This is a genomic window from Pseudomonas sp. H1_A03 (assembly GCF_054685145.1).
In genome coordinates, this window is record NZ_CP162829.1 from 2,414,610 (window position 1) to 2,436,829 (window position 22,220).

At 60.8% G+C, this 22,220-nt stretch carries 21 protein-coding genes and 1 pseudogene; 13 read left to right on the forward strand and 9 right to left on the reverse strand.

What is annotated here, in order from left to right:
• Nucleotides 1–62 precede the first annotated feature (62 nt).
• From AB4O35_RS11110 to AB4O35_RS11120, 3 genes are read right to left on the reverse strand one after another with little or no spacing between them, the layout of a single operon-like run.
• A complete protein-coding gene (locus tag AB4O35_RS11110; RefSeq protein WP_065871715.1) occupies nt 63–686 on the reverse strand; it encodes a DUF1120 domain-containing protein in 624 nt (207 codons plus the stop codon).
• Between the two features lie 33 nt (nt 687–719).
• Nucleotides 720–1,343, reverse strand: coding sequence for a DUF1120 domain-containing protein (locus tag AB4O35_RS11115; RefSeq protein ID WP_065879577.1), 624 nt, complete (start codon nt 1,341–1,343; stop codon nt 720–722).
• Nucleotides 1,344–1,364: 21 nt separating this feature from the next.
• Nucleotides 1,365–1,997, reverse strand: coding sequence for a DUF1120 domain-containing protein (locus tag AB4O35_RS11120; protein ID WP_065871717.1), 633 nt, complete (start codon nt 1,995–1,997; stop codon nt 1,365–1,367).
• Nucleotides 1,998–2,393: 396 nt separating this feature from the next.
• Here AB4O35_RS11120 and AB4O35_RS11125 point away from each other — a divergent pair, with 396 nt between their 5' ends.
• The 7 genes from AB4O35_RS11125 (at nt 2,394) to dacB (ending at nt 10,272) form a co-directional block, all read left to right on the forward strand.
• Complete coding sequence (locus tag AB4O35_RS11125; protein ID WP_065890480.1) at nt 2,394–3,218, forward strand: response regulator; 825 nt, start codon at nt 2,394–2,396, stop codon at nt 3,216–3,218.
• A 201-nt stretch (nt 3,219–3,419) separates the two neighbouring features.
• On the forward strand, nt 3,420–4,055 hold the full coding sequence (locus AB4O35_RS11130; RefSeq protein WP_065871719.1) for a response regulator: 636 nt from the start codon (nt 3,420–3,422) through the stop codon (nt 4,053–4,055).
• 395 nt (nt 4,056–4,450) lie between these two features.
• Complete coding sequence (locus AB4O35_RS11135; protein WP_065945333.1) at nt 4,451–4,921, forward strand: nuclear transport factor 2 family protein; 471 nt, start codon at nt 4,451–4,453, stop codon at nt 4,919–4,921.
• A gap of 36 nt (nt 4,922–4,957) precedes the next feature.
• Nucleotides 4,958–5,230 (forward strand): GIY-YIG nuclease family protein, encoded by a 273-nt coding sequence (locus AB4O35_RS11140; RefSeq protein WP_065890478.1) that lies wholly within the window; start codon nt 4,958–4,960, stop codon nt 5,228–5,230.
• Nucleotides 5,231–5,305: 75 nt separating this feature from the next.
• Nucleotides 5,306–6,241, forward strand: coding sequence for a glutathione S-transferase family protein (locus AB4O35_RS11145; RefSeq protein WP_065945334.1), 936 nt, complete (start codon nt 5,306–5,308; stop codon nt 6,239–6,241).
• Nucleotides 6,242–6,350: 109 nt separating this feature from the next.
• On the forward strand, nt 6,351–8,774 hold the full coding sequence (locus tag AB4O35_RS11150) for a TonB-dependent siderophore receptor (RefSeq protein ID WP_065910568.1): 2,424 nt from the start codon (nt 6,351–6,353) through the stop codon (nt 8,772–8,774).
• A gap of 52 nt (nt 8,775–8,826) precedes the next feature.
• On the forward strand, nt 8,827–10,272 hold the full coding sequence (gene dacB, locus AB4O35_RS11155; RefSeq protein WP_065890474.1) for a D-alanyl-D-alanine carboxypeptidase/D-alanyl-D-alanine endopeptidase: 1,446 nt from the start codon (nt 8,827–8,829) through the stop codon (nt 10,270–10,272).
• Nucleotide 10,273: 1 nt separating this feature from the next.
• On the opposite strand, the gene AB4O35_RS11160 is transcribed toward dacB, so the two are convergent.
• The gene (locus AB4O35_RS11160; RefSeq protein WP_065910567.1) at nt 10,274–11,053 is read right to left on the reverse strand and encodes an IclR family transcriptional regulator; all 780 of its coding nucleotides are present in this window, start codon (nt 11,051–11,053) and stop codon (nt 10,274–10,276) included.
• 120 nt (nt 11,054–11,173) lie between these two features.
• Here AB4O35_RS11160 and hmgA point away from each other — a divergent pair.
• The 4 genes and pseudogenes from hmgA to AB4O35_RS11180 all read left to right on the forward strand — a co-directional run bounded on the left by hmgA (nt 11,174) and on the right by AB4O35_RS11180 (nt 15,841).
• Nucleotides 11,174–12,458 (forward strand): annotated as a pseudogene (gene hmgA / locus AB4O35_RS11165) (homogentisate 1,2-dioxygenase).
• A 3-nt stretch (nt 12,459–12,461) separates the two neighbouring features.
• A complete protein-coding gene (gene fahA / locus AB4O35_RS11170; RefSeq protein WP_065910566.1) occupies nt 12,462–13,748 on the forward strand; it encodes a fumarylacetoacetase in 1,287 nt (428 codons plus the stop codon).
• A 12-nt stretch (nt 13,749–13,760) separates the two neighbouring features.
• On the forward strand, nt 13,761–14,402 hold the full coding sequence (gene maiA / locus AB4O35_RS11175; RefSeq protein WP_065910565.1) for a maleylacetoacetate isomerase: 642 nt from the start codon (nt 13,761–13,763) through the stop codon (nt 14,400–14,402).
• Nucleotides 14,403–14,473: 71 nt separating this feature from the next.
• A complete protein-coding gene (locus AB4O35_RS11180) occupies nt 14,474–15,841 on the forward strand; it encodes an MFS transporter (protein ID WP_460149593.1) in 1,368 nt (455 codons plus the stop codon).
• Here AB4O35_RS11180 and AB4O35_RS11185 read toward each other — a convergent pair.
• Nucleotides 15,838–16,641 (reverse strand): SirB1 family protein, encoded by an 804-nt coding sequence (locus tag AB4O35_RS11185; RefSeq protein ID WP_049709855.1) that lies wholly within the window; start codon nt 16,639–16,641, stop codon nt 15,838–15,840. The two genes, AB4O35_RS11180 and AB4O35_RS11185, sit on opposite strands and share 4 nt — an antisense overlap.
• A 185-nt stretch (nt 16,642–16,826) precedes the next feature.
• Between AB4O35_RS11185 and AB4O35_RS11190 the strand changes: the two genes are divergently transcribed.
• Complete coding sequence (locus tag AB4O35_RS11190) at nt 16,827–17,846, forward strand: Leu/Phe/Val dehydrogenase (RefSeq protein ID WP_065871730.1); 1,020 nt, start codon at nt 16,827–16,829, stop codon at nt 17,844–17,846.
• A 54-nt stretch (nt 17,847–17,900) separates the two neighbouring features.
• Here AB4O35_RS11190 and AB4O35_RS11195 read toward each other — a convergent pair whose 3' ends face one another.
• Complete coding sequence (locus AB4O35_RS11195) at nt 17,901–18,161, reverse strand: YebG family protein (protein WP_003171979.1); 261 nt, start codon at nt 18,159–18,161, stop codon at nt 17,901–17,903.
• A gap of 246 nt (nt 18,162–18,407) precedes the next feature.
• Here AB4O35_RS11195 and AB4O35_RS11200 point away from each other — a divergent pair, with 246 nt between their 5' ends.
• On the forward strand, nt 18,408–18,896 hold the full coding sequence (locus AB4O35_RS11200; protein ID WP_049709853.1) for a phosphate-starvation-inducible protein PsiE: 489 nt from the start codon (nt 18,408–18,410) through the stop codon (nt 18,894–18,896).
• Here the strand turns inward: AB4O35_RS11200 and AB4O35_RS11205 are convergent.
• The 3 genes from AB4O35_RS11205 to AB4O35_RS11215 all read right to left on the reverse strand — a co-directional run bounded on the left by AB4O35_RS11205 (nt 18,893) and on the right by AB4O35_RS11215 (nt 22,217).
• The gene (locus AB4O35_RS11205) at nt 18,893–19,207 is read right to left on the reverse strand and encodes a DUF3509 domain-containing protein (RefSeq protein WP_065871731.1); all 315 of its coding nucleotides are present in this window, start codon (nt 19,205–19,207) and stop codon (nt 18,893–18,895) included. The genes AB4O35_RS11200 and AB4O35_RS11205 overlap by 4 nt on opposite strands.
• Nucleotides 19,208–19,493: 286 nt before the next feature.
• Nucleotides 19,494–20,780: a serine/threonine transporter gene (locus AB4O35_RS11210; protein ID WP_065910563.1), complete on the reverse strand. Its 1,287-nt coding sequence runs from the start codon at nt 20,778–20,780 to the stop codon at nt 19,494–19,496.
• A gap of 60 nt (nt 20,781–20,840) precedes the next feature.
• Entirely contained in the window at nt 20,841–22,217 is a 1,377-nt protein-coding gene (locus AB4O35_RS11215) for an L-serine ammonia-lyase (protein ID WP_065879573.1), read from the reverse strand.
• Between the last annotated feature and the right edge of the window lie 3 nt (nt 22,218–22,220).

Genomic DNA, 22,220 nt, shown 5'->3' on the forward strand with positions numbered 1-22,220 from the left:
TGTGTTCACTAGGTGAGCGCGGCCCGGCGTCCTGCCGTGCCGCTGCTCGGTTCAATGGCGGCTTACAGGTAACGCACGGTCAGGGTGACGGAGCCGTCGATAGCGACTTCGTTGTTCAGGGTCAGTTGGCTGGCGGGCGCGATGTCGGAGACCACGGCGAAGTCCGAAGAGAACACCTGCACCGGCACCGGCGCCACGGTGGTGGAATCGGCCACCGAAAGAATGTTGTCGCGCATCACGTAGCGGTCGAGGTACCAAGTCAGGCCGTTGTCCATGGAGGCAATGGTGCGTGCCGCGACGCCATCGGCCAGGGGCGACAGCAGGCGGATGGACATTCGCCCAAGTTTTTCCGTGCCGTTGATCAGGCCCAGGCCGAAATACATCAGGTCGTTGCCGTAGTCCGTGCCTTCGCGGTTGTCTTTGCCTTCGATGGCCATCAGCGTGGCGGCGTCGCAGGTCACGGTCAGTTGCAGGATGTGCTGGGGCAATTGGGTCGGCAGGTCAGGCTTGAGGTCCTTGGCCGAAATCTTGCCGTAATCAATCGCGCCGCCATTGGACAGCGCCGGTGTGCAGGCACTCGGGGTGATCAGGCCCTTGACGGTGAGGTCGACGCTGGAGGCGGCAACGGCCTGGCCAGTGAACGCCAGCAGGGCGGCAGCGATCAGGGTAGTGAGGGACTTGTTCATTTTCAGGGCTCCGTAGGGGGACAGGGACAGGGGTTACCAGTACTTCAGTTGCAGGGTGACGTGACCGTCGATGGGGATTTCATCGAGCAACGTCAGCCCCTTTGAAGGGGCGATGGTGGTGAAGGCGCGCAGCCGCGCACTCAGGTCTTGCATGGCGATGGGCGTGTAGGGGGCACTCGGCGCGGCGAACGAGGTCAGCGCAGCGTGGCCCACGTAGGAAGACGGCCCCCAACTGGCGCCACCATCACGGGACATGATGGTGTTGACCGGCAATTCATCGGCCATCGGCTCGAATACACCAAATGCGACGTCGCCCAGTTTCTGGTCGGGGTTGGCCATGCCCAGGCCGTGGTGGGAGTAATGCCCTGCCGCCGTGCCCGAACGGTTATCCACCATGGTCAGGGTGAAAAACGTCGGCCCTTCACAGTGCACTTCAAAGGCCATCTCGCCCGCCTGAAGGCGGGTGGGCAGTTCGAGGTCGAGGTCACGGGCGGTGAGCTTGCCGTGATCGATCACCCCGTCGCCGGACAGGCTCGGTGCGCACGAGCTGGGGGTGATGGTCCCGGTGACACTCAGGTCCAGGCTGCTGGCGGCGAACACGCCGGGGGCACAGGTCGCCAACAGCAGGGCGAGGGTGGCTGGGGTGGGTCTGGTCATGGGCACAAATCCTTGTGGGGTTTACAGGTAGCGCAGTTCGAAGGTGGTGGAACCGTCGATGGGGATTTCTTCGTTGGCCGGCAACCAGGTTCCGCCCGGGTAGAAGAACGGACTGACCAGGAACGAAACATTCAGGTTCTGGATCGGCAGCACGTTGGCCGGGCCGATGATCCACTCGCCGAAAGCGGTCAGCTTGCGCGGCTCGATCAGGTCCAGCGGGTCAGCGACGCGCCAGGTCTGGCCGTTGTTTTCCGAATACAAGCGGGTGAGTTCGACGCCATCTGCCAGTGAGTCGACAAAGTCCAGCCAGTAGCCGCCCATGGGTTTGCCCGAAGGCATCAACGCGAAGCCGAACGCCCAGGGCGTGAACATTTGCGGGCGATTGTCCTGGGGGGCTAATGCAAACAGGGTGGCCGCTTCACAGTTCACGGCCAGGTCCATTGCCGCCTTGGGCAGGTAGGTGATGTCGCCGGGAAGAATGTCGCCGGCGGCGATTTTGCCCAGCTCAACCACGCCGCCGCTGCTCAGGGTGGGCGTGCAGGCGCTGGGGGTGATCAGGCCGGTGACCGACAGGTCCACACTGCTGGCAGCGTGGGCGCATGCAGCGGCGGTCAGTAATAGAGCAGCCGCGAGGGTGGCGCGGGATGCGTTCATAGGAAAGAGGCTCCAGGTGAAGTAAAGGCGTAGAGGTTCAGGGCGCGCTGATGCGTCAGTGGGCAGTCGTTATTTTTTAAAGGGCGACGTCAGTTCAGGACGGGGAGAAATTTATCGCCCGGGGCGGGGAGGGGGAATGCAACTATTACGATACTGTCGGGCGATGTGGAACTTATCGTCGTGTATGTAGGAAAAACCAACTTGTCGTAGTTGTTGTATCGCTGCAGTTCGTCCATTCAGATATTTTTCGCGCACTTTGTTGGCCGCACCTTATTCAAATGAATGTGGCGAACGTTTATGTGCGAGAAGTTCGAGTGCGGTCGCCCACCTGGGCGACAACATACAGCCGCGCCCTGTCGGGGGGGCGGTGAGCTGATCGCTCCGTATGAGGTCGATATGCCGGGCAAGACTCCAGGCCGTGGGGCGCGCAAACGTGCGCCCGCGGTGGCTATGCCATTGCATTGGCAAGGCGCCAGGTTGCTGGTGGTCGATGATCAACGCACTTACCGCTTGTTAATGAGTTCGCTGTTGCATCGGCTCGGGCTGGCACATGACGCGGTGGCCGACGGGCGCATGGCCTTGCTGGCCCTGAACGCGCAACGCTACGACATGGTCATTACCGACTGCCGCATGCCGGTCATGGACGGCTATACCCTGGCCCGCGAATTGCGGTGCCGTGAGGCGCGAACCGGGACGCCGCACATTCCGGTGCTGGCCTTGACCGGCTGCCTTGGCCCGGATGAAGTGCGGCGCTGTGTCGATTGCGGCATGGACGGTTGGCTGATCAAGCCGGTCGTTCTGGAGCAACTGCGCGAGGTGCTTCTTTACTGGCTGCCGGCTCCGCAGTCACGGCCACGGGGTGGCTGGCGTGAGCCCGTGCCTGCCGCCGTGCAGGAGCGGGTGCCCACGCGCAGCAGCCTTATCGCCACCTTCGGCTCCTGGGCCGTGGTGCAGCCGCTGCTGAGTTGCCTGCTGCAGGAGGCCCGCGAAGATCTCGCCGTGCTCAGCCTGGCACGCTCCCGCCTTGATGCGACATTGACGACCCAGCGGTTGCATCGCCTTGTCGGCAGCATCGCGTTTTTTGGTGCGACGATCCTTGAGCAACGGGCGGTGCACTTGATTGCCCAAGTGAATCAATCCGGCGTCGCCACGCAGTTGACGGGCCTTGAACAGTTTCATCGGGATGTTGAACAGTATTTGGAGTGTTTGGCGGCTCTCTGAATTTTCTGACTTTGTGCCGTGGGAATTTATCTATTTGGCATGTAGTACTTTTCTGTATTCAATTTCTTTTTATTTTGTAGGTGAAAGTGTGAGGCCCATTAAATAAAGGCTGGGCGTAAATTGAGCGGCGAGCGCGCAGTTGTTACTAAAGGTTTACCGTTGTATTTTGCTTATACCCAAATTGCCATCATGGAAAAGCCAATGCTTCGCATAATAATTGCTGACGACCACCCGATCGTCCGAGTTGGACAAAAAGTGGTGATTGAGGCGAGTGGTAAATGCAAAGTCGTAGGAGAGGCCAATGGCCCCGACCAACTGCTGGCCTTGATTGCCAGCACCCCGTGTGACGTCATAGTGACGGACTTCGCCATGCCCGGAAATCAACAGGCTGATGGTTATGGCTTGCTGGGGTTGCTGCATCGCCAGTATCCCAACTTGCCGGTGATTCTAGTGACGATGTTTGCCAATATCACCACCCTGCGCACTGCGCTGGCCCAAGGCGCCAAGGCGGTTGTGGCCAAAAGTGCGTCGGCCAGGGAGTTGCCCCAGGCCCTCGCCACCGTGGCCGCCGGGCGTGTGTTTGTCAGTGAGTGCCTGCGGGTGCAACTGGACCAGGCGTGCGTGGCCGAGCCGACTCAGGAACCCCAGTTGTCCGGCAAGGAACAGGAGGTGGTCCGCATGCTCGCCAGCGGTATGACCGTCAGCCAGATCGCCGCGCGGGTCAATCGCAGCATCTCCACCATCAGCAAACAGAAAAGTACTGCCATGCAGCGGTTGTGTATTTCAACTGATGTGGCGTTATTTGCGTATGCGCGAGACACGGGGATGGTGCCTTAGTTGGTAAGTTTTACACTTTTGTGAACGCTTTTAAGTTCGTGTTAGTTGCAGGGGTTGAGAGGGTTGAAACAGTAAAATGTGTGCATGCTCCGGTACAGGTTGATCGGCGCATGACACTGAATACTTATTAAATAAATCGAGCCCCACTGCCGATGCAAAACCTGGTGGTTGATCTCAAGGTGGCGACGACCATTGCGCTCAAGCGTACCTTGCCGGTGGGTCAGGCTATCCCTATGGACGGCAGTGCAACCTTTGAGGTTGTTTACCTCTAAGACGTGCACGCCACTCAGGGCTGGTCCATCGCGTGCCTATTGTTGTGAGGAATGCCGATAGTCTTTCCCGCCCGGGCGGATTATCGTGCGGGCCTCACAACAAAATTTTCCCGGAGCCTGCCCATGAGTGATGCCCACGACGCCCTGATCACCCGCTTCTACCAAGCCTTCCAACGCCTGGACGCCGAAGGCATGGTTGCCTGCTACACCGACGATGTGGTGTTCAGCGACCCTGCATTCGGCGAGCTGCGCGGGCGTGATGCCGGCGATATGTGGCGCATGCTCACCACACGGGCCAAGGACTTTTCGCTGACGTTCGATCATGTGCGCAGCGACGAGACCACCGGCAGCGCGCACTGGGTCGCGACTTATTTGTTCAGCGCGACCGGCAACACGGTGGTCAACGACATCGGTGCGCGGTTCGTGTTTCGCGACGGCAAGATTTGTGAGCACCACGATCACTTCGACCTGTGGCGCTGGTCGCGTCAGGCCTTGGGCCTCAAGGGCCTGCTGCTGGGTTGGTCGCCCGCGCTGAAAAACGCCGTGCGTGCCCAGGCGCTCAAAGGCTTGAAGGCATTCCAGGCCAGTCGTTGATAAGATTGGCGTCCCTTGGTCTTGCCGAATGCACCCGTGACCACGCCTGAACCCAAACCCTGGTTTGTCTACCTGGTGCGCGCCGCCAATGGCTCGCTGTACTGCGGCATCAGCAATGACCCGGTGCGCCGCTTTGCTGCTCACCAGAGCGGCAGGGGCGCGCGGTTTTTCCTGTCCAGCCCGGCCGTGGCGCTGGTGTACACCGAGCAGTGCGCGAGCAAGGGCGAGGCGTTGCGTCAGGAGCGGTTGATCAAGAAGTTGAAGAAGAGCGCCAAGGAATGCCTGGCGGCGAGTGGCTCATTGATTTGACTGATGGGCTCTCATCGCCCCCAATCGGGTTTTTGCAGGCTAAGCTAGCGGCTCATTTCAAGAGCGGAATCTGGCATGTCTGAGTTGATTCTTCATCACTACCCGCAGTCCCCCTTCGCTGAAAAAGCCCGCCTGTTGCTGGGCTTCAAGGGCTTGTCCTGGCATTCGGTGTTGATCCCGCCGGTGATGCCCAAGCCTGACTTTACCGCCCTCACTGGCGGCTATCGTAAGACGCCAGTGTTGCAGGTCGGCGCGGATATCTACTGTGACACCGCTATGATTGCGCGTCGTCTGGAACAGGAAAAAGCCGCTCCTGCGTTGTTTCCCCAAGGCCTGGAAATGGTCGCCCAAGGCTTCGCTGCCTGGGCTGATTCGGTAGTGTTTGCCCACTCGGTTGCGTTGGTGTTCCAGCCCGAATCCCTGGCGGTCAAGTTCGCCAAGGTGCCGCCGGAAATGATCAAGGTATTGGTGGCGGATCGCAGCAAACTGTTCAGCGGTGGCACGGCGGCCCGTCTGCAACTGGACCAGGCCAAGCACCAATGGCCGGCGATCATCAACCGCATTGATCAGCAACTGCGGCACCAGTCGGGGGACTTCCTGTTCGGTGAGTCTTCGATTGCCGACTTCTCCCTGGCTCACCCGTTGTGGTTCCTCAAGGGCTCTTCGGTGACGGCGCCTTTGGTGGATGGGTATCCCTGCGTTGTTGCGTGGCTGGACCGTGTGCTGGGTTTTGGCCATGGGACCTCCACTCAGATGAGCGCCGAGCAAGCCTTGGACGTGGCGCGCAGCGCGACGCCGGCGGCAGTGCCGCATGAACTGTTCGAGGACTTGAACGGCTTCGAGCCAGGCCAGCAGGTCACCATTTGCGCAACTGACTATGGCACTGACCCCGTGGCAGGCGAGTTGCTATTTGCGGGCCGCGAAGAGCTGATCCTGAGGCGCACCGATGAGCGCGCGGGCACCGTGAATGTGCATTTCCCACGCTTCGGTTTCCACATTCAGGCGCAATAAGTAAAAATATTTGCAAATAAGAGTGAGGTAAATTGCCGGCCCATCCGTGTAGTGCATGAAACTGCGATCTATTCGCATTAACAGCGTTTTCTACACGGGTTCTCATAGCATGAAGTCGACGGCGGGCGGTTTGGTTAAACAGTGGTTGGGCGCCTCGGTATTGGCAGCGTCGGGGCTGGCGTTGCTACCCCTGTGCGTGGCGCAGGCGCAGGAGCAGCAAAGCGCCCAGTTCAGCTTTGCCCTGGCGGCCAAACCGCTGCCCCAGGCCCTGAGCGACTTCAGCCGGGTCACCGGGATCAGCGTGATCTACACCGATGAAGCGCCCTACGGCCTCACCGCCCCGGCAGTCAGTGGGCAGATGAGCGCGACCCAGGCCCTGCAACGCCTGCTCGGTAACAGCGGCTTTACCTTTCGCCAGATCGACGCACGCACCCTGGCCCTGGAACCGGTGCCCACCGAGGGTGCGGTCAACCTCGGTGCCACCACCATCAGTGGCGTCGGCCAACAGACTCAGGACAGCACCAGCTACCAGCCACCGCCGACCAGTTCGGTGATGCGCTCCCGTGCCTTGCTGCTCGAAACCCCGCAAACCGTCAACGTCGTCCCCGCCCAGGTACTGCGTGACCAGACCCCGCGCAACCTGGATGACGCCCTCGCCAACATCAGCGGCATCACCCAGGCCAACACCTTGGCCAGCACCCAGGACGCGGTGATGCTGCGCGGCTTTGGCGACAACCGTAACGGCTCGATCATGCGCGACGGCATGCCGATCGTGCAGGGGCGTGCGCTGAATGCCACGGCGGAGCGCGTCGAAGTGCTCAAGGGCCCATCCTCGCTGCTGTACGGCATCCAGGACCCGGGCGGCGTGGTGAACATCGTCAGCAAAAAGCCTGAGCTGGTGCAGTCCACGGCCCTGACCGTGCGCGGTTCAACCTTCGGTGACGGCAAGAACGGCAGCGGCGGCAGCCTCGACACTACCGGCCCGATTGGCGACAGCGGCCTGGCGTATCGGTTGATCGTTGACCATGAAGACGAGGATTACTGGCGTAACTTCGGCACTCACCGTGAGAGTCTGATCGCGCCGTCGCTGGCCTGGTATGGGGACACCACCCAGTTGCTGTTGGCCTACGAACATCGCGAGTTTCTCTCGCCGTTCGACCGTGGCACCGCCATCGACAAGTCCAACCACCCGCTGGATATCCCGTCTACCCGGCGTCTGGACGAGCCGTTCAACAACATGGAAGGCCGCTCCGACCTGTACCGCTTCGAAGCCGACCATGATTTGAACGACGACTGGAAAGCTCACTTCGGCTACAGCTGGAACCGCGAAACCTATGACGCCAGCCAGGTGCGCGTCAGTGCCGTGAATACCAACGGTACCCTGACCCGCAAGATGGACGGCACCAAAGGTGCGATCACCACCGACCGTTTCGCCACGGCCAGCCTGGAAGGCAAGGTCAATGTGCTGGGCATGCAGCATGACCTGGTGTTTGGCCTGGATGATGAATACCGCAAGATCTATCGCGCCGATTTGATCCGTCAGAACTCGCGCGCCGCCAGCTTCAACTACAACAACCCGGTGTACGGCAACGAAGTGGCGGGCACCACCGTCAGCGCCGCCGACAGCGCCCAGACCGACCTGCTGCGCAGCGACTCGCTGTTCTTCCAGGACGCGATCCACCTGACCGACCAGTGGATTTTCGTGGCCGGCGCGCGCTATCAGATGTATGACCAGTACGCGGGCAAAGGCGTGCCGTTCAAGGCCAACACCAACGGCAATGGCCAGGCCTGGGTGCCGCGTGCGGGCCTGGTGTACCGCTACACGGATGAATTGTCGTTCTATGGCAGCTACACCGAATCGTTCAAACCCAACTCCACCATTGCCGCATTGGCCGATGGCAGCACCTTGACCGGCGACCTCACGCCCGAGGAATCCAAGTCCTGGGAGCTGGGGGCCAAGCTCGACATCCCAGGGCGTATCACTGCCAGTGCCGCGTTGTTCAATATCGACAAGCGCAATGTGCTGGTCTCGGTCGGTTCCGGCGCGAACACCGTCTACAGCATTGCCGGCCAGGTGCGTTCGCGCGGCCTGGAACTCGACGCCAGTGGCCAACTGACCGACAAGTGGAGCCTGATCGGCAGCTACGCCTACACCGACGCACTGGACGTCAAGGACAACGACCCGACACTGGAAGGCAACCGCCTGCAAAATGTCGCCAAGCACACCGGCTCGCTGTCGGTGGCGTATGACTTTGGCAACATTTTTGGCGGTGATCAGCTGCGTGTGGGTACCGGTGCGCGCTATGTCGGTGAACGCGCAGGTGATGCGGCCAACGATTTCACCCTGCCGGGTTATACCGTGGCGGATGCATTTGCCACCTACGACACCAAAATCGATGGGCAAAAGGTCAAGTTCCAGCTTAACGTGAAGAACCTGTTCGACCGCGTCTACTACACCTCGGCGGCGAGCCGGTTGTTCGTGTCCATGGGCGATGCGCGACAAGTGTCGGTGTCCAGCACCCTGGAGTTCTAAGGGCGATGTGGTAGCGTTGCCGCCATTGATGATTGGGCGGAAAACAATACCGATGCCGTTTGGACGATGGATACACCTGTTGTGCTTGAGCGTGTTGCTGGGTGGTTGCGCGAGTGTTTCGACGACTTCCACCCCGGCAACCCTGGACCAGCTCCTGGCCGATCCGGCCTTCAATGGCGCCACCGTTTCGGTGATGGTGCGCGATGCCCGCAACGGCGACACCCTCTATCAACACAACCCGCGTACGCGGTTGATTCCCGCGTCCAACCTCAAGCTGTTGACCACTGCGGCAGCGCTGGATGTGCTGGGGCCGCAGTACCGTTTTTCTACCCAGTTGTTGAGCAATGGCACGCAGCAAGGTGAGCGCCTCACCGGCAACCTGTACCTCAAAGGCCTCGGCGATCCGACCACGCAGTTCGCCGATTACCAGGCACTGGCGGCACAGCTTGCAGGCCAAGGCGTGCGCCAGATCCAGGGCGACCTGGTATTCGACGACACCTTTTTCGACGCCGAACGGCTGGGCGTGGACTGGGCACAGGACGATGAAAGCACCTATTACGGCGCGCAGATTTCAGCGCTGACCGTGTCACCCAACACGGATTTTGATGCAGGAACATTGCTGGTTACGGCGAAGGCGCCCGCTGTGGTTGGCCAACCGGTCAGCGTGATGTTGAGCCCGTCCACCGATTACGTACAACTGAGCAATCGCGCCGTCAGCGGACCCGGCAACAACTACGGCATCACCCGCCAGCACGGCACCAATTTGCTGCAGCTCACTGGTGCGTTGGCGCCGGGTAAGCAAAGTCGACAGTGGGTGAGTGTGTGGGAGCCGACACAACTGGTGGCCAATCTGTTTGAACAGGCGTTGGCACAGCAGGGCATTCAGGTGATGGGACGGCGTGTGATCGGCGGTGCAAGCCCTGTGACGGCCAGGGTCCTGGCCGAGCATCAATCGGCGCCGTTGCAGGAACTGATCACGCCGCTGCTCAAGCTGTCGAACAACAACATGTCTGAGGCGTTGCTCAAGGCCATGGGCCGTAAGGCGTCGAATACAGGTACGGCGCAGGCCGGTGTCGCGGCAGTGGCGGACTTCATGCGCCACCAGGGTTTGGACCCGATGACGCTGAGCCAGGTCGATGGTTCGGGCTTGTCGCGGCGCAACCTGGTGTCGTCGCAGAACCTCACGGACCTGCTGCTGGCCACGGCCAAACAGCCCTGGTTCGAGGCGTGGTACACCGCCTTGCCGATCGCCGGCAACCCGGACCGCATGACCGGCGGCAGCTTGCGTTATCGCTTGCGCGGCACCGCGGCTGAGAACAACCTGCACGCCAAGACGGGGTCTATGGCCGGGGTCTCCTCGCTGAGCGGCTATATCACCGATGCTGACGGGCGACGCTTGGTGTTCTCAATGATCAGCAACAACTACCTGAGCGATGCAGCGCCGATCCGCGCGCTGGAGAACCGCGTGGCACTGGCCCTGACTCAATGGCATGATTAGCTCAGGGCTGATAGCCCATTCGCCAACTCACGGCCTGGGTCGCCGCCAACAAGCGTTGCGCCGCCGGGCCATCTTCATCGGCGTGGAACAGTGAGGTGGGGCCGACCACGGTCATCACCGCCGCCACTTGGCCGATGGCGTTGAACACGGGGGCCGACAAGGCGTCCACCCCAGGCATCAGCAAACCATGCACAAAATGCAGGCCACGGCTGCGGATCTGCTGGCAGACGGTGGTGTAAGCCTGGTCATCGGCCAGGGCATGGGCGATACCGGCCTGGATCTCGCGGTCACGCAATTCCACAGTTTCCCGCGACGGCAGAAAGGCGCTGAACACCAGCCCGGTGGACGAACTGAGCAGCGGCAATACGGAACCCAATTGCGTCACCACCGTGACGGCGCGCACGGCGGGTTCGATCTGCACCACGGTCGCGCCCTGGTTGCCCCACACCGCCAGAAAGCAGGTCTCATTCAATTCGTCGCGCAACTCTGCCAGCGGCATTGCGCCGACTTTCAATACGTCCATGCTGCCCAGCGCCGCCAGGCCCACGCGCAAGGCTTCACGGCCCAGGCCATAGTGGTTGGTGGCGGTGTTCTGTTCGGCGAATCCCGAGGCGATCAACGCCTGCAGGTAGCGGTGCACCTTGCTCGGAGGCATCTGCACATGCTCGGCCAAGCGCGACAATGAGGTCGCCGGCGACAGTTCGGCCAAGGCCTTGAGGATGTCGGTGCCCACTTCGGCCGAGCGGACTTTCTGTTTACCGGTGTCGCGAGGCTTTTCCATGGAGGGGCGAGAGTCCGAGAGATGAATGGGCGTCTTTATAGCTTGACGGTCGATAGTGATCAAATTACGTTATGCGTAACTGGATTACGATAAAAACAACTTCCGTGTAGAGGATGATCCATGAACCTCGAATACCTGTCGGGCTTCGGCAATGAATTCGCCAGCGAAGCGCTGCCCGGCGCATTGCCGGTCGGCCAGAACTCCCCGCAAAAAGCGCCTTATGGGCTGTACACCGAGCTGTTCTCCGGCACAGCGTTCACCATGGTGCGCAGCGAAGCCCGGCGTACCTGGCTTTACCGCATTCAGCCGTCGGCTAATCACCCTGCGTTCGTCAAGCTTGCGCGGCAATTGGCTGGTGGGCCGTTGGGCGCGGTAACGCCCAATCGCTTGCGTTGGAACCCGTTGGATGTTCCAAGTGAACCGACGGACTTCGTTGATGGGCTTGTAGGAATGGTCGCCAATTCGGCGCTGGAAAAACCCTCTGGCATCAGCATCTATCACTACTGTGCCAACCGTTCGATGGAGCGCGTGTTCTTCAACGCCGATGGCGAATTGTTGATCGTCCCCGAGCAAGGTCGGCTGCGTATCGCCACGGAATTGGGCGTGCTGGAGGTGGAACCGCTGGAGATCGTCGTGCTGCCGCGAGGCCTCAAGTTCCGCGTCGAACTGCTGGATGCCCAGGCGCGTGGCTACGTCGCTGAGAACCACGGCGCGCCGTTGCGCCTGCCGGACCTGGGCCCCATCGGCAGCAATGGCCTGGCCAATCCGCGCGATTTCCTCACGCCGGTTGCGCACTACGAAGACCTGAAAAAAGCCTACGACGCTGGTACAAAAATTCCTCGGTGAACTCTGGGCCTGCGAACTCGACCATTCCCCGCTCAACGTCGTCGCCTGGCACGGCAATAACGTGCCGTACAAATACGACCTGCGCCGTTTCAACACCCTCGGCACGGTGAGTTTCGATCACCCGGACCCTTCGATTTTCACTGTCTTGACCTCGCCGACCAGCACCCACGGCTTGGCTAACCTCGACTTCGTGATTTTCCCGCCGCGCTGGATGGTGGCCGAGAACACCTTCCGCCCGCCGTGGTTCCACCGCAACCTGATGAACGAATACATGGGCCTGATCCAGGGCGCCTACGATGCCAAGGCCGAAGGCTTCCTGCCCGGCGGCGCGTCGCTGCACAGCTGCATGAGCGCCCACGGCCCGGACGGCGAGACCTGCACCAAGGCGATCAACGTCGAGCTGGCGCCGCACAAGATCGATAACACCATGGCTTTCATGTTCGAGACCAGCCAAGTGCTGCGTCCCACACAGTTCGCCCTGGAATGCCCGCAACTGCAAAACACTTACGACGCGTGCTGGGCCTCGCTGCCCGCCACCTTCAACCCGAATCGGAGATAACCCATGACTCAGCCAACACTAACGCGCAGCTGGGTGACCTCGGCCAATGGTCACGCGGATTTTCCCCTGCAAAACCTGCCGCTGGGGGTGTTCAGCCTCAACGGTTCGGCACCGCGCAGTGGCGTGGCGATTGGTGATTCCATCCTTGATCTGCACGCCGCCTTGGATGAGTTCGACGGTGAAGCGCGTCGCGCCGTTGAAGCGACCGCTGGCGGCCAACTGAACGAGTTTTTTGAACTCGGCCGTGGCCCGCGCGTGGCCTTGCGCGAGCGTCTGCTGGAACTGCTGGCTGAAGGCAGTAAACTGCAAACCCGCGAGGCACAGGTGCTGCACCGCGCCGCCGATTGCCAGATGCACCTGCCGGCGAAAATCAATGACTACACTGACTTCTACGTCGGTATCGAACACGCGCAAAACGTCGGCAAACTGTTCCGCCCCGACAACCCGCTACTGCCTAACTACAAGTACGTACCGATTGGTTACCACGGCCGCGCATCGACCATCCGTGCCTCGGGCACCGAGGTGCGTCGTCCCAAAGGCCAAACCTTGCCAGCCGGCCAGACCGAGCCAACTTTCGGCCCATGTGCGCGCCTGGACTATGAACTGGAGCTGGGCATCTGGATCGGCCAGGGCAATGCGATGGGCGATTCGATCCCCATTGGTGACGCGGCCGAGCACATCGCCGGTTTCTGCCTGCTCAATGATTGGTCGGCGCGGGATATCCAGGCCTGGGAATATCAGCCGCTGGGGCCGTTCCTGTCGAAAAGCTTCATCACCACCATTTCACCGTGGGTGGTGACCGCCGAGGCCTTGGAGCCGTTCCGCAAGGCGCAACCGGCGCGGCCTGAGGGCGACCCGCAACCACTGCCGTACTTGCTGGATAAACGTGACCAGGCTGCGGGTGCGCTGGATATCGAATTGGAAGTACTGCTCACCACCGCCGCCATGCGCGAGCAGAACCTGCCGGCGCATCGCCTGGCCCTGAGCAACAGCCTGCACATGTACTGGACCGTCGCGCAGCTGGTTGCGCATCACAGCGTCAACGGCTGCCAGTTGCAAGCGGGTGATCTGTTTGGGTCGGGCACCTTGTCGGGGCCGCAAGAAGGCCAGTTCGGCAGCCTGTTGGAAATGACTGAAGGCGGCAAAAAGGCAATCGAGTTGCCGTCCGGCGAAGTGCGCAAGTTCCTGGAAGATGGTGACGAAATCATCCTGCGCGCCCGTTGCAGCCGCGAAGGTTTTGCTTCCATCGGCTTCGGCGAATGCCGCGGCACCGTGGTCGCGGCGCGCTAGGAGGGCAGGGCGATGGAACTCTATACCTACTACCGTTCCACCGCGTCGTACCGGGTGCGTATCGCCTTGGCACTCAAGGGCCTGGATTTCAGTGCCGTGCCAGTCAACCTGCTGGTGCCGGCGGGTGGTGCCAATCGCCAGCCGGAGTACCTGGCGATCAACCCACAAGGTCGCGTGCCGGCGTTGCGTACTGATGAGGGCGAGTTGCTGATTCAGTCACCGGCGATCATCGAATACCTGGAGGAACGTTATCCACAGGCGCCGTTGCTCTCCAAAGACTTGGCGACCCGCGCGCATGAGCGTGCGGTGGCGTCGATTATCGGCTGTGATATCCACCCACTGCATAATTCGAGCACCCAGAACCTGCTGCGGCAATGGGGGCATGACGAGACGAAGGTGTTGGAGTGGATCGGTCATTGGATCAGCCAGGGGCTGGGTGCGGTGGAGCAATTGATTGGTGACCAAGGTTATTGCTTTGGCGACCAGCCGGGGTTGGCTGATGCGTTTCTGATCCCTCAGCTGTATGCGGCAGAACGCTTCAAAGTGCCATTGGCGGCGTACCCGCGCATTGGGCGGGTGGCGGGGCTGGTGGCGCAGCATCCGGCATTTATCCAGGCCCACCCTGCCAATCAACCCGACACACCCCAACCCTAAATGTGGGAGCGAGCAAGCCCGCTCCCACATTTGTTCGGCGTGATCCTTATAAAAATAATAGGTACCTTGCGATGCACAACCAAATTGCCAGCTTTCGCGCGGCACTCGACGCCCGTCCGGTATCGCGCTATCAGTGGTTGATTCTCCTGTTGCTCGCGCTGCTGCTGGTCACCGATGGCTATGACGCCCAAGTGCTGGGATATGTCGTGCCAGCGCTGGCCAAGGATTGGGGGCTGGAGAAAGCTGCATTTGGTCCGGTGTTCAGCGCCAACCTGCTGGGGCTGACGCTCGGCTCATTGCTGGTCACACCCTTGGCCGATCGCTTTGGCGTACGCCGCATCCTGCTCGGCTGTGTGCTGATCTACGCCAGCCTCATCGTGTTGATGGTGTTTGCCAACTCGCTGAACACGCTGATGGCCGCACGGTTTATCTGCGGTATCGGCATGGGAGGCGCGATGCCGAGTGCGATGGCGTTGATGTCGGACTATTCCCCACCACGCTTGCGCACGCTGATGGTGACCTTGGCGGCTTGTGGCTTCTCGTTTGGCGGGGCCGCAGGTGGTTTCGTGGCGGCAGGGTTTATTGAAGGCTTCGGGTGGCAGGCAGTGTTTCTTGCCGGAGGCGTGACGCCGTTGCTGCTGTTCCCGTTTCTGGTGTGGCTGCTGCCGGAATCCCTGCCGCGTTTGCTGCGTGATGCCCCGCCCTATGCACGTTTGCGGACGGTGACGGTGCGTATGCTGCCCGACTGGCAACCGCCGCTGGCGACACAGGCAGAAAACCAACAGGAGCAAGGCAGCGAACTGACGGTCGTGGAGTTGTTCCGTAACGGCTACGCGCGCCCGACCGTGCTGATCTGGGCGACCTTTTTTGTCAGCCTGATCCTGCTGTATTTCATGATCAGTTGGTTGCCGTCGCTGCTTCTGGAAAGTGGGTTGACGCTGAAAGACGCCAATCTGGTGACATCGATGTTCCTGTTCGCCGGCACCTTGGGCGCCATCGGCATGGCCTGGTTCGCCGACCGCTTGAAAAGCAAAGTACGACTACTGTCAGGCGTGCTGGCGGCGGCTGCGGTGTGCACCGTTTTGCTCGGCCTGAACCATGACAACCCTCGCTATTTGGTGGCCTGCGTCTTTGCGGCCGGGTTTTGCATCATCGGTGGCCAGTTGACCCTCAATGCCTTTGCCAGCAACTTCTACCCGGCGCATGTGCGCGCTACCGGTACGGGCTGGGCATTGGGGGTAGGGCGATTTGGCTCAATCCTGGGGCCGCTGTTTGGCAGCATGCTGCTCGCGATGCATATCCCGGTGGAGCAGATTTTCTTCTTCTGCGCGATACCGGCGGTGATTGCGGCGTTGTTGATTATTCAGGTGCGTTCGCCCGGGGTTGAGCTGCCGAAGAACCCGATGACTGGGGATATTCTCAAGACGCCGCAGGCTTAATGCACCACTGAATTGGGCGGCAGGTGCCCCAGCCGCTCCGTCAGGCGCAGGCGTTGGATGGGGTCTTCGCTGAGCATCAACGCGTGCTCCAGGTCGAAGCGTTCGGCGTTAGGGCAGTCCAGGCGCTGATACAGGCTGGCCCTCGCCAGGTAATCGGCGGCGCTGGCATTGCCCAGTTCCAGCACGCGTTCGGCATCGACCAGCGCTTCAAGCGGGGCGTCATTGGAAAGGTGCAGTTGCCGCAGGTTGCGCGACAGCCGTTGCAGGATCGAACGCGGGTCGGCGGTGTGCAGGTGGTCGGCTTGCAACTTGAGGTTGGGGCCATATTGGCGTTGCAGCAGGTCGCGACAATCATTGGGGTACAGACGTCGGCCGCCGCAGGGGTCCAGCAGGTGATCGGCACCGGGTACCCGCAGCAGGAAGTGGCCGGGGAAATTCACGCCGACCATGGGGATGTCGAGGCGCCGCGCCAGTTCCATGGCGATCAGCCCCATGGCCAAGGGTTGTCCACGTTTGCGTTGCAAGACCTTGTCCAGCAGGGCGGCGGCGGGGCGCAAGGGGGTGAATTCATCCTGGGCAAACCCCAGGTCATTCATGCGCCGCAGCAGCGGCTGGGCCTGCTCATCCGCTGGCAGCATGGGCATGCCCAGGCTCACCTGCTGTTGCAACAGGGTCAGCTCCTGCAGGATCAGCAACGGCTGCACCGCCGGGTCATGCTCGGCGGCAATCCACAGCGCCGCTTCAAACAGCGCAGGTGGTGAGCGTTCCAGGCAGGCGAAAAAGGCTTTGCGGGGATTCATTGCATTCTCCGGCATATGCCCCCGTTTTAGCCTTGCTGGGATTTTTCGTCCAGTGGCTTAGAAAATATCCTGCGCTTATTTCCCAAGTCCCGCAAAAACGGGCGTCTTATTCCAGCGTGGTCCGGCACTTTTCTGCCACACGCCTATACTTGGCCCACTACCAGAAGTGATTCGGGAGCTTGACGATGTTTGCTCTCATGCATAGCACCCGCCTTGAATCGCTGCACTTGAGCGTCGACCCGGTCACCGGGCTGAAGGCGGTCATCGCCATCCACAACAGTCGCCTTGGGCCCGCCCTCGGTGGTTGCCGTTACCTCTCCTACCCCGACGACGAAAGTGCCGTGGCCGATGCCGCGCGCCTGGCCCAGGGCATGAGCTACAAGGCCGCACTGGCGGGATTGCCGGTGGGCGGCGGCACCGCAGTGATCCTGCGCCCAGGCCACGTGGAAAACCGCGCGGCACTGTTTGAAGCGTTTGGCCGTTGTATCGAACAACTCGACGGCCGCTACATCACCGCTACCGACAGTGGCACCTCGGTGGCGGACATGGATTGCATCGCCCAGCACACTCGTTACGTGACCAGCACCACCGCCGCGGGCGACCCTTCACCCCATGCCGCCATGGGCGTGTTCGCCGGCATCCGCACCACCGCCATGGCCCGCCTGGGCAGCGACAACCTGGAAGGCTTGCGCGTGGCCATCCAAGGCTTGGGCAATGTCGGCTACGCCCTGGCCGAACAACTGCACGCCGCCGGCGCCGAATTGCTGGTCAGCGACATCGACCATGGCAAGGTGCAGCTGGCCATGGAGCAACTGGGCGCGCACCCCATCGCCAACGAGGCGTTAATGAGCACGCCGTGCGACATCCTCGCGCCCTGCGGCCTCGGCGCCGTGCTCAACCGCCAGAGCGTCGGCCAACTGCGCTGCGCCGCCGTGGCCGGTTCCGCGAGTGCGCAACTGACCAACCTGCAAGTGGCCGACCAACTTGAAGGGCGCGGCATCCTCTACGCCCCCGACTACGTGATCAACTCCGGTGGCCTGATCTACGTGGCCCTCAAGCACAGCGGCGCAGAACTGGCGACCATTACTGCGCACCTGTCCAACATCGGTACGCGCCTAACCGAAATCTTCGCCCACGCCCAGGCCGAAAAACGCTCCCCCGCACGGGTGGCGGATGAACTGGCCGAACGGTTGCTGTACCAATAACCCGCTATTAAAAAGGCCCTGAATCGATGATTCAGGGCCTGTTCAATTCTGGCTTTATTCCGCCGCAGCGTTGAGCAACTCGGACAACGCGTCCGGCTGGCTCTTGAACGCCTTGGCAAATACATCGCGGTTCTTCGCCATGTAGATCCCGGCTTCTTCCACCTGCTGCTCACTCAGGGACGGCACGGCTTTTTGCAACACTTCTGCCAGCAGCTCAGCGAGCTCAAGCATTTTGTCATGACGGTCAGCTTCGGCTTTATCCATGAACAAACGCTCCAGATCTCGGCTGCTGCGGTATACCACTTCGACGGCCATTCACCACCTCACATGCCTTCACGATAGTTGTCTTTTGCGACTACTGTATTTATATACAGCAAAAAGAGTAAGCCAAACCGTGGGGTTTGGATAGCAGTTTTTAATGTAGCCCGTAAATACAGGTTAAGCGTGTCTCATGTCACCCGGCCATCATCTCATACCTGCCCTGGCCTTTTTTCTGCATGCAGAACAACCGTCACGTCCAACCCGCATTATCCGGTCGAGTCGACCTAAGGAAGCATCATCGTGAAAATCAACTGGGCCGAAAGGCTGCGCCAGCAAGTACATGGTCTGGCCGAGTCCCTGGGCAATCTGTTTGTCGAGTCGTTCCACTACCTGGCGTTGTTCGCCATTGGTGCGGTGACCGCTTGGGCAGCGGTGATGGAATTTCTGGGGATGCTGGAGAACGGGCACATCAAGATTGATGACATCTTGCTGCTGTTCATCTACTTGGAATTGGGCGCCATGGTCGGGATTTATTTCAAGACCAACCACATGCCGGTGCGCTTTCTGATCTACGTGGCGATCACCGCCCTGACGCGCCTGCTGATCTCCAACGTGTCGCACCACAACCCACCAGACGTAGGAATCATCTACCTGTGCGGCGGGATTCTGCTGCTGGCGTTCGCCATACTGGTGGTGCGCTACGCGTCGTCGGCGTTCCCGTCGGTGAAGGTCGAAGGCCCGCGTCGCAAGGGCGGGGCGAGCCTGGAAACCGAGAAGGGCGAGCTTTAAAGCCCGACGCTGAAGGGCAGGGGGCGGGTGGGCGGTCGCTGTAGCACTTTGTGATCGCCATCTGTCATCACCGCCAGGATTTCCATGGCGCTGTGACCCTGTTCGATGGCAATACCGAATTGGATGCTCTGCACCAAACGCTTCAGCCGCTTTGGATCGTTGCGCTGTTCGGCGCTGATCATGCGTTTGGCTACCACCCCGTCCTCATTGGAGAGGGTGAGCATAATGCTGCCGTCCAACCGCTGGATGCTCAGGTTGACCCGATATTCCGGGGTGAAGGTGTCGGTGATGATCTGAAAAGGATTGTCCATGGTGCGTTACCGCCTGATAAGAACATGCAGTCATTGACGACCGGTGTTGGGATTAGTTCGTGTCTCCTGACCACCGGCCACTTCGTCGCTGAAGCGTCACAAGATCCGTTTGCTTCATAAGCTGTACAGCAAGGGGCGTGCCGTGTGGCGACCTACCTGACTGCGCCTGACCCATGTGGGAGCGGGCTTGCCCGCGATTGCGGTTCGTCAGCTTGTTAATTTCTGACTGACGGACGGCTATCGCGGGCAAGCCCGCTCCCACATTGAATGGACGTTGTGGGCTATTTCAGGGCAGTACGGAAAAAACGATCGCAGACAGCGCAATCAGCCCGATCACCACTACAAATACATTCGAGACTTGGCCCGAATACTGGCGCAGGGATGGCACGCGGCGAATTGCGTACATCGGCATCAGGAACAGCAGGCACGCGATGATGGGCCCGCCCATGGTCTCGATCATGCCCAGGATGCTCGGGTTGAAAGTGGCCACGGCCCAGCAGGTCAGCACCATGAACAGTGCGGTGCAGCGTTCCAGCCATTTGGACGACATCGAACGATTGCGCCCACGCAGGGATTTGACGATCAGGCCCTGGAAGCCTTCGCTGGCACCGATGTAGTGGCCGAGGAAGGATTTGGTGATGGCCACCAGCGCGATCAACGGCGCGGCGTAAGCGATCACTGGGGTCTGGAAGTGGTTGGCCAGGTACGACAGGATCGAGATGTTCTGCGCCTTGGCTGCTGCGAGGTCTGCCGGTGACAGTGCCAGTACACAACTGAAGCAGAAGAACATCACGGTCAACACCATCATGCCGTGGGCGGTGGCCAGAATGCCGCTGCTTTTGCGCTCGGCTTGCGCGCCATACACGCGTTTCTGGTCGACGGCGAACGCGGAGATGATCGGCGAATGGTTGAAGGAAAACACCATCACCGGGATCGCCAGCCACAGCGTCTTGAAGAACAGTGGCAACGGCATGCCCTCACTGGCGGAGGCGAAGAACGCGCCGTTCCAGTTGGGGATCAGGCTCAACGCCAGTAACAGCAAGGCAGCGACGAACGGGTACACCAGCACGCTCATCGCCTTGATGATCACGCCCTGGCCGCAACGCACGATGGCCATCAGGCCGAGGATCAGCACCAGCGACAGGATCGCCCGCGGCGGCGGGGTCATGTGCAGTTGGTGCTCCATGAAGCTGCCCAGGGTGTTGGTCAGCGCCACGGCGTACACCAGCAGGATCGGGAAGATTGCAAAGAAATACAGCAGGGTGATCAGCTTGCCGGCGCCGACGCCGAAATGCTCTTCGACCACTTCGGTGATATCACCGGATTTGCCTGACAGCACAAAGCGCGTCAGCCCACGGTGGGCGAAGAAGGTCATCGGGAAGGCCAGCAGTGCCAGGATGATCAGCGGCCAGAAGCCGCCGAGGCCAGCATTGATCGGCAGGAACAAGGTACCAGCACCGATGGCGGTGCCGTAGAGGCCCAGCATCCAGGTGGTGTCGTGCTGGGTCCAGCCGGTTGTGACGGTGCTCTCTACAGCAGGATTATCAGCAGCAGGTGTACGTACATCGGTCATCGTTATTGCCTCGTTATTATTTTTGCGCGGGCTCACGTTGGGGCAGTCAGGGAGTGCTCCTCAGCACTCCACCCAGCTGACCGCCAGGCCGCCCCGTGAAGTTTCCTTGTATTTGTCATGCATATCGGCGCCGGTATCGCGCATGGTGCGGATCACCCGGTCGAGGGAAATAAAGTGTTTGCCATCACCGCGCAGGGCCATTTGCGTGGCGTTGATCGCCTTGACGGCGGCGATGGCATTGCGCTCGATACACGGTACTTGCACCAGGCCACCGACCGGGTCGCAGGTGAGGCCGAGGTTGTGTTCAAGGCCAATTTCGGCGGCGTTTTCCAGTTGCTCCGGCGTGGCGCCAAGAATGTCCGCCAACCCGGCAGCGGCCATGGCGCAGGCCGAGCCGACCTCGCCCTGGCAGCCGACTTCAGCACCGGAGATCGAGGCGTTTTTCTTGCAGAGAATGCCCACTGCCGCCGCGGCCAGGAAGAAATTGACCACGTCGTCGTCAGACGCGTCGGCGTTGAACTTCATGTAGTAATGCAGCACTGCCGGGATAATGCCGGCGGCGCCATTGGTCGGTGCGGTGACCATGCGCCCGCCAGCGGCGTTTTCTTCGTTGACGGCGAGGGCGAACAGGTTGACCCACTCCATGGCCGACAAGGTTGACGTGATGACATTCGGTTTGCCGATTTCCAACAGGCTGCGGTGTAATTTCGCTGCACGGCGGGGCACGTCCAGGCCACCCGGCAGAATGCCTTCATCGCGCAGGCCTTGTTCCACGCATTCGCGCATCACCGACCAGATATGCAACAGGCCGCTGCGAATTTCGTCGTCGCTGCGCCACGCACGTTCGTTGGCCATCATCAGCTCCGATACCCGCAGGCCGTGCTTGTTGCAGAGGGCCAGCAGTTCAGCGGCGCTGGAAAAGTCGTAGGGCAATTCCACATCGCTGGTCGGCGCGATGCCCGAGGCTGCTTCGGCTGCCTCTATGATGAAACCACCACCCACCGAGTAATAGGTTTGCTCGTTCAGCAGGCCGTTTTCGCCGTAGGCGTGCAGGGACATGGCGTTGGGGTGGTAGGGCAAGCTTTCGTCCAGCAGTAGGAGATCTGTATGCCAGTTGAAGGCAATTTCCTGCTGGCCTGCGAGTAGCAGTCGTCCGGACTCGCGCAATTGCTGGATGCGTGCATTGATTGAGGTCGGATCGACCTGATCTGGCCATTCGCCCATCAGGCCCATCACGCAGGCACGGTCGGTGGCGTGACCGACGCCTGTAGCGGACAGCGAGCCATACAGGCGCACTTCAACGCGGCGGGTATCGCGCAGCAATTGGGTGTCGATCAGCGCTTGGGCAAACGTTGCCGCCGCCCGCATGGGGCCGACGGTATGAGAGCTGGAAGGGCCAATGCCTACCTTGAATAGATCGAAAACACTGATAGCCATGCT

Coding starts and splice junctions, on each gene's coding strand:
- AB4O35_RS11110 (WP_065871715.1), bottom strand. CDS start 686: ATGAACAAGTCCCTCACTACCCTGATCGCTGCCGCCCTGCTGGCGTTC.
- AB4O35_RS11115 (WP_065879577.1), bottom strand. CDS start 1,343: ATGACCAGACCCACCCCAGCCACCCTCGCCCTGCTGTTGGCGACCTGT.
- AB4O35_RS11120 (WP_065871717.1), bottom strand. CDS start 1,997: ATGAACGCATCCCGCGCCACCCTCGCGGCTGCTCTATTACTGACCGCC.
- AB4O35_RS11125 (WP_065890480.1), top strand. CDS start 2,394: ATGCCGGGCAAGACTCCAGGCCGTGGGGCGCGCAAACGTGCGCCCGCG.
- AB4O35_RS11130 (WP_065871719.1), top strand. CDS start 3,420: ATGCTTCGCATAATAATTGCTGACGACCACCCGATCGTCCGAGTTGGA.
- AB4O35_RS11135 (WP_065945333.1), top strand. CDS start 4,451: ATGAGTGATGCCCACGACGCCCTGATCACCCGCTTCTACCAAGCCTTC.
- AB4O35_RS11145 (WP_065945334.1), top strand. CDS start 5,306: ATGTCTGAGTTGATTCTTCATCACTACCCGCAGTCCCCCTTCGCTGAA.
- AB4O35_RS11150 (WP_065910568.1), top strand. CDS start 6,351: ATGAAGTCGACGGCGGGCGGTTTGGTTAAACAGTGGTTGGGCGCCTCG.
- dacB (WP_065890474.1), top strand. CDS start 8,827: ATGCCGTTTGGACGATGGATACACCTGTTGTGCTTGAGCGTGTTGCTG.
- AB4O35_RS11160 (WP_065910567.1), bottom strand. CDS start 11,053: ATGGAAAAGCCTCGCGACACCGGTAAACAGAAAGTCCGCTCGGCCGAA.
- fahA (WP_065910566.1), top strand. CDS start 12,462: ATGACTCAGCCAACACTAACGCGCAGCTGGGTGACCTCGGCCAATGGT.
- maiA (WP_065910565.1), top strand. CDS start 13,761: ATGGAACTCTATACCTACTACCGTTCCACCGCGTCGTACCGGGTGCGT.
- AB4O35_RS11180 (WP_460149593.1), top strand. CDS start 14,474: ATGCACAACCAAATTGCCAGCTTTCGCGCGGCACTCGACGCCCGTCCG.
- AB4O35_RS11185 (WP_049709855.1), bottom strand. CDS start 16,641: ATGAATCCCCGCAAAGCCTTTTTCGCCTGCCTGGAACGCTCACCACCT.
- AB4O35_RS11190 (WP_065871730.1), top strand. CDS start 16,827: ATGTTTGCTCTCATGCATAGCACCCGCCTTGAATCGCTGCACTTGAGC.
- AB4O35_RS11195 (WP_003171979.1), bottom strand. CDS start 18,161: ATGGCCGTCGAAGTGGTATACCGCAGCAGCCGAGATCTGGAGCGTTTG.
- AB4O35_RS11205 (WP_065871731.1), bottom strand. CDS start 19,207: ATGGACAATCCTTTTCAGATCATCACCGACACCTTCACCCCGGAATAT.
- AB4O35_RS11210 (WP_065910563.1), bottom strand. CDS start 20,780: ATGACCGATGTACGTACACCTGCTGCTGATAATCCTGCTGTAGAGAGC.
- AB4O35_RS11215 (WP_065879573.1), bottom strand. CDS start 22,217: ATGGCTATCAGTGTTTTCGATCTATTCAAGGTAGGCATTGGCCCTTCC.